The sequence below is a fragment of the Thermococcus pacificus genome, from assembly GCF_002214485.1.
Classification (GTDB): Archaea; Methanobacteriota_B; Thermococci; order Thermococcales; family Thermococcaceae; genus Thermococcus; species Thermococcus pacificus.
Map to the genome: position 1 here is coordinate 1,691,538 of NZ_CP015102.1, position 8,857 is coordinate 1,700,394.

Consider the following 8,857-nt stretch of genomic DNA (forward strand, 5'->3'; position numbering starts at 1 on the left):
GTGATGGGAATGACCATAGTCGATGTTAGAATTCTCGTTGAAGGCGCGAGCGACGTTGAGGTGGTAAGCAAAGCCCTCCAGGGGCTCGCACTCGGAAGCGAGTACAACATCACGATTTCCGCGATAATCCCAACGACCAACGTGGAGATAGCGAAGAGCGCGGCCGCTGGAGCCGACCTTCTCATAATAGCCACCGACGCCGACAGGGTTGGAAGGGATCTCGCGGAGAGGCTCTACAACGAACTTAACGAGATGGTCGGTCACGTCGAGCGGATGAAGCTCCCCCTTGGCCACGATTTAGAACACGTCGATGTTGAACTCGTGAGGAAGGAGTTGAGGAACACGCTCGTGAGGGCCGGACTTAAGAGCCTTCAGGTTCTTCCCGGCTACATGGAAATAAGGAAGGAACTCCTTGACGTCAAGGGCAAGTACGACCAGCTGGCCAACGACTACGAGGCCCTCTACAAAGAGCACGAGGAGCTCCAGAAGAAGTACGAGGAGCTTCACGCCGAATACACCCGGCTCAGGAGCGAAAACGAGGGGTTGAGAGAACTCCTCACCAAGAAGAGCAGACCTGTTAAGATAGAAGACGCGTGGAAGGGCCTCTTCCCGGCCGAGCCTGTGCCGGAGGAGAGAATACTCGCGCTGGCCGTTGAAAAGCTTGGTCTTGCCGGGAAGATAATCGTCGGGCAGGGTTACATCTTTGCCGAGGACGAATCGCTAATAGAGGAACTCCTCAAGACGGTTTATCTGAGCCTCGCCGTTAAGGAGGAGCTTGAGGAGAAGAAAGAGCCAAAGCCCCCCAAACCGCCGGAGGGGAAGCCGTCAGCCTCCAAGCCTGAGGAGACGAACATCGTTGAAAACCCCGAAGTGAATCCCGACGACATAGAGCGCCTGCTGAAGGGCGTCGGCGATGAGTGAAATCGCAGAGATCGTGGAGGAGTTCGGAACCTACCTCGACCTCGAGGGCAAGAGCCCCAACACGATTAGGATGTACTCCTATTACATAAGGAGATACCTCGAGTGGGGCGGAACGCTGAACGCGCGCTCCGCCCTCCGTTTTCTTGCAAGGCTCAGGAGAGAAGGCTACTCCAACAGGAGCTTAAACCTTGTTGTTCAAGCGTTGCGCGCCTACTTCCGCTTTGAGGGGGCAGATGATGAGGCGGAAAAGCTAAAGCCTCCCAAAGTCCCCAGAAGTCTGCCGAAGGCCCTGACGAGGGAGGAGGTAAAGAGGCTCCTCTCAGTTATCCCCCCGACAAAGAAGCGCGACAGGCTCATTGTTCTCCTCCTCTACGGGGCGGGCCTCCGCGTCAGCGAGCTGTGCAACCTCAAGAGGAGGGACATCGACCTTGAGAGGAACCTAATAGTGGTACGTGGCGGTAAAGGAGCCAAGGACAGGGTCGTCCCGATTCCAGCTTTCCTGAGCGACGCTATCAGAGACTACCTCGAGAGCAGGGACGACGACAGCGAATATCTAATCGTTGAAGAGGGAAGGAGAAAAAAGGACAGGCTCTCCACAAAGACGGTCTGGCACCTGCTCAAGAAGTACGGTGAGAGGGCCGGCGTTGAGGTCACCCCCCACAAGCTCCGCCACAGCTTCGCGACGCACATGCTTGAGAACGGCGTGGACATAAGGGCGATTCAGGAGCTTCTCGGCCACTCCAACCTCTCGACGACACAGATATACACGAAGGTCACGGTGGAGCACCTGCGGAAGGCCCAGGAGAAGGCGAGGCTGATAGAGGTGCTGATGGACTGAGAGCCGGATTGGCCTAACAAATTAGACCATTATTTTTAAAGTACCGGTCCATCACACCAAACCAAAAATTGAAGGAATCAAAGCGTGCCCTTCTTCTTCAGCAATGCGAGGTAGCTCGTGAAGGCTCCAGCGGAGATCGTGTCGCCGAGGCCAACCGTTGAAACGGGGTTCTTCACTAGCCTCGTTGGAATTATCACGACCTTGTACTCCCGTGTCCTCAGCCTTCTCTTCGCCTCTTCAAAGCGGAGCTTGACGTATTCGCCGCGCTCGTTGTAGGGAACGTTTAAGCCAACCTTGAAGTCCTCAGGAGAGCGTATCTCTCCCAGAGAGGCCCTCGCCGCGGCAAGGGTCGTGGCAAGTTCAAGGCTGCTCCTCAGCTCGTCCTCGCTCAGCGGGTTGTCGGCGTGGGTGATGTACATTATGTAGTAAATCGTGTGGATCTGAAGAACTTCAAGGTTCATCTCGTCAAGGAGTATTTTTCCGCCCAGGACCGTATCTTCTATGCGGTTGTAGGTGAATATCCTGTCAGCCAGCTTTGAGTAGCCGAGAGCGTTGAGAACGTGGGCTATTTCCGCCTCGTCCATTCCAACGCTGTCGACGAGAGGGAAGAGGTTGTATATGACCTTCTTCCTCAGCTCGCGGTTCTGTATGGAGGCGAACTCGAGGTGAACTTTAACGTCCTTCTCGCGTTTGAGGAGGAGAATGTCCTTCTTTGCCTCGCGCAGGTAGTGGTTTGCATCTTTCCCGTCGGAATAGCGGAGCTTTATCCCCTGGTAGCCGGAGAGAATAGCACCATCGCTCATCTCACCTATCTCTGGCAGGAACGGCTTAAGCTCGGGCTCGGTATAAATCCTTATGCTCTCAAACCTTGCCGAAACGATAAAGCGGCCCGAGAAGGGGACTGTCACCGTCTCGTTCCCGAGCTTAAAGGTTGTCCCCGCGCGGAACTCGAAGATGCGGTTGACCTTTATCGGATCGTTCTCGCGGTAGGCCTCGTGGGGGTGCTTGAGAACAAGCTTTCCCTTCTCAACGACTGGATAGAGGAGATTCGGCTTGTCCACAAACATCATGGCCTGCTTTTTGGCCAGGTGAGGAGTGTAGACCAGAACGCGGTTGAAGTCGAGGTTCGCTAAAAGGTTGGCTATTATTCCGGCCTGGCCTCCCATCCTCTCGACATCGTATTCGAAGTGGGAGTCGAACCAGGTGTGGAGTTCTTCGTTAACCAGAGGAACGGCCATCGGCTTACCAGTCTTTAGGGCGTGAACCAGTCTCGCCACGAAGTCAAGGGGCTCATTTATCTCCCTCGGATACTCGTCCATTCTCTTCTTCACGGCATCGGCGCCGAACTCATCTATTAGCCTCTGCACCATCTCCCCGTTCAGGTACACTATGGCATCAACGTTGGTATTGTAAGCGGTGTATATTGAAAGTTCCCTCGCCTTCTCAAGGAGCTCCCTGACCATGTGTATCACCCTTAGTGACTAACATCCGAGAAATGTAGCGCGGTTCTTAAAAGGGTTTCGTTCCTGCAGAGAACATCGCCAAAAAGGGGGAGGACTATAAAGTTAGTCGAACCCCTCAGTACTCCGTGAACAGCCTTCCGAGCTCCGGAATCTTCTCCATAACGTCCATTTCCCTCAAAGCCAGCCAGAAGGATGCCTGGTTGCTCGTAACGACGGGGACGCCGAGGTCTTCTTCCAAAGCCTCGATGATCTCAAACGTCCTCAGGTTGGTGCAGCTTATGAAGATTGCATCGGCTTCGTCTATGAAGCTGGCCTTCGCCAGGCGGTAGGCTTCATAAGGCTCAAGCTTTCCAATCTGGGCATTGTCCTCAATTCCAAGCCCCCTGATGTCGAGGACTTCGAACTCGTTGGCCTCAAGGAACTCCTTTTCCCGCCGGTTTATCTCGTCGGTGTATGGGGTTATCACTAAAATCGACTGGGCGTCGAGTATCTTAAGCGCTTCAACCACGGCGGTGCTGGTGCTCACCACTGGAACGTTTGCCTCGCTCTCGATCCTCGCCTCAAGCTCCTTCTCGTAGTCCTTTCCACCTATGAAGGAACCGCTGGTACAGCCATAAAGGATTAACTCGACGCCCGCATCCCCGAGGAGCTTGGCTGCCTCAACGGCCAGGGAGTTCATCTTTATCAGCTCTTCCTCGTTGACGTTCCTGAGCGGAACCCTCGCGGTGTGGAGCGAAAGGCCCTCGGGGAGGTAATTGTGAAGCTCCATTTCCATGGTTGTGTTCGATGAGGGCACTATAAGGCCCAGCCTTCCTCTCCATCCGTACATGCTCTTTCACCGAGGGGAGTTCTCATCCCTTCTATTAAACCTTTGGTTCTGGAAAAGACAGATTAAATAATGGAAAGATTGATTAAGCCCTGCGGCGATATCGGTCCGGTGAGAGCATGGAGCTGGACGAAGCTATATTAAGGAGAACTTCGGTCAGGTACTTCTCGGATGAACCAGTAAGCGATGATGCCATCAGAGAGCTAGTAAAAGCCGCCATAAGGGCGCCGACGGCAAGCGGCCTGGAAAACTGGCTCTTTGTAGCGTTTCGGAGCGAAGAAGCCAGAAAGAGGGCCTTTGACCTGATAGCGGAGGGCATGGTGGAGTACTACCGGGCGGTGAACCTGCCCGAGGAGAAGATAGAGAAGCTCAAAAACCGGATATACGAGGAGGGCATGTACAGGGCGCCGGTCTACATCGCGGTCTTCATCGACAGGCGTGTCCGCTTCCTCAAAGGGAAAGAGTTCGACGAGGTCGAGTTCATATGGAGCGTGGAGAGCGCGGCGATGGCGATTCAAAACCTCATGTTGAAAGCGGTAGAGCTCGGCCTCGGCACGGTGTACATCGGCGTGACGAACTTCCGGGGGATAGAGGAGAAAGTCCGGGAGCTAGCGGGCCTCGACGATAACTACTACCTCGTCGGCCTCATCCCGGTGGGCTATCCGAGGGAGGAAGTAAAGCCGCGGAAGAGGCGGAAAGGAATTGAAGAAGTCCTGAAGTTCCTATGAGCCAAACGTTTTTATCCTTTCCTTTCAATTTCCCACCGGTGGGAGAATGATAGAGTTCGTCATACTGCTCGGGGTCATCGGCGGCTGGATAGTGGTGGCATCAACGCTGTTCCTGATGCTTGCCCTCGGCCAGACCTGGGGGCTCGTCGGCGTGCTGCTGCTTGTCGGATTCATACTGGTCAACCAGTCCCTGAAGGCTAAGTACATGAGGACAATAGTCGACGCCACCCCGAGGGCGAAGGCGATAGCCGCTCATATCTTTGAAATGAACGAACTCATCCTGCTGTCGTCGTACCTGGTCTCCCTGCTGCTCTACGAGGGAATCCAGAAGTACGTCGAGATAATAATCAAGTTCCCTGACTTGATGGGGTGATGGCATGTTCAACGTGGTGATTGTGAGATACGGTGAGATTGGAACGAAGTCGAGGCAGACGAGGAGATGGTTCGAGAACCTCCTCATGAACAACATCCGCGAGGCTCTGGTGAGTGAAGGGATTGACTTTAAGAAAGTCGAGGCCAAGCACGGCCGCGTTCTGGTGAAGACAAACAGGGCAAAAGAAGCAGTAGAAGTCCTCACCCGGGTTTTCGGCATCGTCTCGCTCTCCCCGGCGATGGAAGTTGACGCTGAGATGGAGAAGATCAACAAAACCGCGCTCAAGCTCTTCAGGAAGAAGAAGCGCGAGCTTGGGCTCGAGAAGCCCCGCTTCAGGGTCACCGCGAGGAGGATAACCAAGGAATTTCCCCTGAAAAGCCCAGAGATTCAGGCGAAAGTTGGGGAGTACATACTTGAAAACGAGGAGAGCGAGGTAAACCTTCACGACTACGATATAGAAGTCGGCGTTGAGCTGATGGAAGGCAAGGCATACGTCTTCGTTGACAAGGTGAGGGCATGGGGAGGTTTACCAATAGGGACGCAGGGCAAGGTCGTGGCCCTTCTCAGCGGAGGCATTGACTCGCCGGTTGCCGCTTTCCTCATGATGAAGCGCGGTGTGGAAGTCATTCCAGTTCACATCTACATGGGCGAGAAAACCCTCGAAAAGGTCAGGAAGATATGGAACCAGCTGAAGAAGTACCACTACGGCGGGAAGAGCGAGCTGATAGTGGTTAAACCCAAGGAGCGCGAGAAAATCATCCAGAAGCTCAAAGAGATGAAGAAGGACAAGTACACCTGTGTCTTCTGCAAGTTCATGATGGTGAGGAACGCCGACAAGATTGCCAAAGAGTTCGGTGCAAAGGGCATAGTCATGGGAGATTCGCTAGGACAGGTGGCGAGTCAGACGCTCGAGAACATGTACATCGTCAGCCAGGCGAGCGATCTGCCGATATACCGCCCGCTCATAGGCATGGACAAGGAGGAAATAGTCGAGATAGCCAAGAAAATAGGCACCTTCGAGCTCTCCACGCTTCCTGAGGACGAGATACCATTTATACCAAAACACCCAGTCATAAGGGGCTCCTGGGAGGAATTCCGTAAACTCTACAAGGCAGTATTCGGAGAGGAGCCGAAGAAAAGGGAGTGCTGAGGTGGGACTATGGAATTCGAAAAGCTGTCCGCATATATCTCGGTCTTTCTTCCCGTGATATTCCTTGCAGGCCTCACAATCGTGCTTAGCAAAAACCCGTGGTTCTCCTTTACCGACAACGCCCTCAGCGACATGGGTTCGCTCAAAAACCCTGAGAGGTGGTACTTCAACGGCTTTCTGATGACCTTCGCAGTTATAACCTTCATCGCTGCCTTTGGAGCATTCAGAAGCGGCCTCAGCTACTTAATGATTTTTGCGTCGGTTTCACTCTTCCTCGTGGGGGTTTTCCCAGAGGAGCTGCCCTATCATTCCCCTTCGGCGGTTCTGTTCTACGTCCTCGCACTGGCAGATATAGCCCTCGTCGGGATTAAGCTCGGCCGCTCTGGGATTTCTTTTGGATACCTGTGGTCAGTTCTAGCACTTCTGACGTTCTTTCTGATGTTTTACCTAGTCAACGCCCGCGTCTTCAAGGGTTTGGCCATTCCGGAGATGATCGGCGCAATAACAATACTCACTTGGTTCGTTTACATCGGGCTGCTCCGGCTGTGTTCTCAACCATAAGTTGGGAAAAACTTCATATATCCTCCTTCCCCTTCCCGAAACATGAAGGCGGTTGCACTACTCAGCTCGGGCATCGACTCACCGGTCGCGATTTACCTAATGCTCCGAAAGGGACTGGAGATAACGCCCGTCCACTTCAGGCAGAGCCGCAGAAAGGAGTCCAAGGTGATGGAGCTATATGAGATCCTCAAGCGCTACGGAAAGCTCAACGAGCCCGTTGTCATAGACGCCTATGAGGAGCAGGCGCCGGTCTTTTCGAAGCTCGCCGAGCTCGGAAAGGCCAAGTGGACGTGCCTCTTCTGCAAGTGGACGATGGTGAGAAAGGCCTGCAGGATAGGGCATGAAATTGGGGCGAGGGCGATAGTGACCGGAGATTCCCTCGGTCAGGTCGCTTCCCAGACCCTCGACAACCTGGTGATAATAAGCTCCGCCAGCGACCTGCCTATACTGAGGCCGCTCATAGGGATGGACAAGGAGGAGATAGTCAGGATAGCCAGGGAGATAGGGACGTTTGATGTTAGCATCGAGCCCGAAGAGCCGTGCCCCTTCGTGCCGAGGCACCCCGTCATAAGGGGCTCCTTTGGAGAGTTCCTTAGAATAAGGGAGAGGCTCATGAAGGAAGGCGTTCTCTGATTACCCATTTCTGTGTATAACTGTTCGTTTTAGGAAAGCTTTTAAAGGGTTCTCCGGAGTTCTTTCCGGTGATGGCAAATGAACGTGTTTAACAGCACCATGGAGCTATACGAGAAGTACAAGCCCACCCCCCTTGTGCGGCTTTCCTTTGATAGGGGGGATGTCTTTTGCCAAGCTGGAGTTCTTTAACCCCTTCAGCAGGAGCATAAAGGACAGAACCGCTTTTAACATGCTTCTGCGCGCGATGGAGCGCGGGGACATCAACGGCACGAGGAAGCTTTTTGAGGCGAGCTCCGGCAACACCAGCATCTCCCTTGCCGCTTTGAGCAATGTTTTTGGCATAAAGTTCCGGGCTTACCTCCCGAAGCCGACTCCAAAGGCCACGCAGGTTCTCCTGAGGGTTCTCGGCGCTGAGGTCGTGGTCACGGACTCCGAGACCATCGACCAAGAGATGGTCGAGTTCGTTAAGGAAGAGGCGAGGAAGGAAGGAGCAGCCAACCTAAACCAGTTCGAGAACGACGACAATTTTGATGTCCATTACCGCGTTACGGCCAGGGAGATCGAGGAGCAGCTGCAAAGCATCGGGAAGGAACCCGACGTGTTGATAGCAGGAATCGGAACTTCGGGCCACATAGCGGGTATAGCCAAATACCTCAAGGAGCGCTACGATACCTATGTCGTCGGCGTCGTGCCAGCCAGGGGGGAGAAGATCCCGGGGATAAAGCGCCTTGAAACCGGCCAGAAGTGGTACCCCCTGGTGGAGATAGACCGCGTTGTCAAGGTAACGCGGAGAGAGGCCATAGAAGGGTCCATAGACGTCGCCAGAAGGGACGGCCTGCTGATAGGCCTTAGCTCCGGCGCTGTAGCGAAGGCCTACGAGAGGGTCTCGGAGGAGTTCGGCGAGGGCACCTACGTCCTCATCTTCCCCGACGATGGGTTTAAATACGTGGAGGTCTTTGAGAGCTATCTGGGGATGACATGAAAAGACTGGGCCTCGCCACTCTCCTCCTTTCTATCAACGGTCTCCTTCTCCTCTACTACGCTTACGCTTGGAGCTCACTCGTATACCTTGCCTTTGCCCTCTTCAGCCTCCTCCTGGCTTACGGCGTCGGCAGGGAGAACAGAACCGCCGTTAAAGTGGCCCTTATCTACGCTGGAATGGCGTTCTTCTTCGGTCTGCTCTTCCTCATAGCGGGTAACCTCTACTCAGCCGTTGACGCGGCGATAAGCTTCTTCATAATGCACGATATCCTGGGCTACATCCAGGAGGTTTATAGAGAGGAGACGGCCAGAGAAAAGAAAACAAACGGGGAAGAAAAGATTGAGAAACCGCCTGAATCCCGCTGATCAGGCGCGCCTCCATT

11 protein-coding genes are annotated in these 8,857 nt (G+C 54.1%); 9 read left to right on the forward strand and 2 right to left on the reverse strand.

Features of this window, described 5'->3' with window-relative positions; all coding sequences use genetic code 11:
• Positions 1–9 precede the first annotated feature (9 nt).
• Both A3L08_RS09270 and xerA read left to right on the forward strand, forming a co-directional pair.
• Positions 10–921 (forward strand): toprim domain-containing protein, encoded by a 912-nt coding sequence (locus A3L08_RS09270; RefSeq protein ID WP_088854733.1) that lies wholly within the window; start codon positions 10–12, stop codon positions 919–921.
• Entirely contained in the window at positions 914–1,759 is an 846-nt protein-coding gene (gene xerA / locus A3L08_RS09275; RefSeq protein WP_088854734.1) for a site-specific tyrosine recombinase/integron integrase, read from the forward strand. The genes A3L08_RS09270 and xerA overlap by 8 nt, the downstream gene beginning before the upstream one ends.
• A gap of 77 nt (positions 1,760–1,836) precedes the next feature.
• Here xerA and pfkC read toward each other — a convergent pair whose 3' ends face one another.
• A complete protein-coding gene (gene pfkC / locus A3L08_RS09280) occupies positions 1,837–3,222 on the reverse strand; it encodes an ADP-specific phosphofructokinase (RefSeq protein WP_088854735.1) in 1,386 nt (461 codons plus the stop codon).
• Between the two features lie 115 nt (positions 3,223–3,337).
• Positions 3,338–4,051 (reverse strand): maleate cis-trans isomerase family protein, encoded by a 714-nt coding sequence (locus A3L08_RS09285; RefSeq protein WP_088854736.1) that lies wholly within the window; start codon positions 4,049–4,051, stop codon positions 3,338–3,340.
• A 116-nt stretch (positions 4,052–4,167) separates the two neighbouring features.
• On the opposite strand from A3L08_RS09285, the gene A3L08_RS09290 reads away from it, so the two are divergent.
• The 7 genes from A3L08_RS09290 (at position 4,168) to A3L08_RS09320 (ending at position 8,840) form a co-directional block, all read left to right on the forward strand.
• Complete coding sequence (locus tag A3L08_RS09290; protein ID WP_088854737.1) at positions 4,168–4,776, forward strand: nitroreductase family protein; 609 nt, start codon at positions 4,168–4,170, stop codon at positions 4,774–4,776.
• A 46-nt stretch (positions 4,777–4,822) separates the two neighbouring features.
• Positions 4,823–5,149 (forward strand): hypothetical protein, encoded by a 327-nt coding sequence (locus A3L08_RS09295; RefSeq protein WP_088854738.1) that lies wholly within the window; start codon positions 4,823–4,825, stop codon positions 5,147–5,149.
• A gap of 4 nt (positions 5,150–5,153) precedes the next feature.
• Positions 5,154–6,299 (forward strand): tRNA uracil 4-sulfurtransferase ThiI, encoded by a 1,146-nt coding sequence (thiI, locus tag A3L08_RS09300; protein WP_088854739.1) that lies wholly within the window; start codon positions 5,154–5,156, stop codon positions 6,297–6,299.
• A gap of 9 nt (positions 6,300–6,308) precedes the next feature.
• Positions 6,309–6,860 (forward strand): DUF998 domain-containing protein, encoded by a 552-nt coding sequence (locus tag A3L08_RS09305; protein ID WP_088854740.1) that lies wholly within the window; start codon positions 6,309–6,311, stop codon positions 6,858–6,860.
• Between the two features lie 42 nt (positions 6,861–6,902).
• Positions 6,903–7,493: a 7-cyano-7-deazaguanine synthase gene (locus A3L08_RS09310; protein ID WP_088854741.1), complete on the forward strand. Its 591-nt coding sequence runs from the start codon at positions 6,903–6,905 to the stop codon at positions 7,491–7,493.
• Between the two features lie 160 nt (positions 7,494–7,653).
• Positions 7,654–8,475: a cysteine synthase family protein gene (locus A3L08_RS09315; protein ID WP_088854742.1), complete on the forward strand. Its 822-nt coding sequence runs from the start codon at positions 7,654–7,656 to the stop codon at positions 8,473–8,475.
• The gene (locus tag A3L08_RS09320) at positions 8,472–8,840 is read left to right on the forward strand and encodes a hypothetical protein (protein ID WP_088854743.1); all 369 of its coding nucleotides are present in this window, start codon (positions 8,472–8,474) and stop codon (positions 8,838–8,840) included. Before A3L08_RS09315 ends, A3L08_RS09320 begins: the two co-directional genes overlap by 4 nt.
• Positions 8,841–8,857: the final 17 nt, after the last annotated feature.

Excerpts from the sequence above, each read along its gene's own strand:
- A3L08_RS09315 (WP_088854742.1), top strand. The coding sequence starts at position 7,654 with ATGTCTTTTGCCAAGCTGGAGTTCTTTAACCCCTTCAGCAGGAGCATA.
- A3L08_RS09290 (WP_088854737.1), top strand. The coding sequence starts at position 4,168 with ATGGAGCTGGACGAAGCTATATTAAGGAGAACTTCGGTCAGGTACTTC.
- pfkC (WP_088854735.1), bottom strand. The coding sequence starts at position 3,222 with ATGGTCAGGGAGCTCCTTGAGAAGGCGAGGGAACTTTCAATATACACC.
- A3L08_RS09295 (WP_088854738.1), top strand. The coding sequence starts at position 4,823 with ATGATAGAGTTCGTCATACTGCTCGGGGTCATCGGCGGCTGGATAGTG.
- A3L08_RS09305 (WP_088854740.1), top strand. The coding sequence starts at position 6,309 with ATGGAATTCGAAAAGCTGTCCGCATATATCTCGGTCTTTCTTCCCGTG.
- A3L08_RS09320 (WP_088854743.1), top strand. The coding sequence starts at position 8,472 with ATGAAAAGACTGGGCCTCGCCACTCTCCTCCTTTCTATCAACGGTCTC.
- xerA (WP_088854734.1), top strand. The coding sequence starts at position 914 with ATGAGTGAAATCGCAGAGATCGTGGAGGAGTTCGGAACCTACCTCGAC.
- thiI (WP_088854739.1), top strand. The coding sequence starts at position 5,154 with ATGTTCAACGTGGTGATTGTGAGATACGGTGAGATTGGAACGAAGTCG.
- A3L08_RS09270 (WP_088854733.1), top strand. The coding sequence starts at position 10 with ATGACCATAGTCGATGTTAGAATTCTCGTTGAAGGCGCGAGCGACGTT.
- A3L08_RS09285 (WP_088854736.1), bottom strand. The coding sequence starts at position 4,051 with ATGTACGGATGGAGAGGAAGGCTGGGCCTTATAGTGCCCTCATCGAAC.
- A3L08_RS09310 (WP_088854741.1), top strand. The coding sequence starts at position 6,903 with ATGAAGGCGGTTGCACTACTCAGCTCGGGCATCGACTCACCGGTCGCG.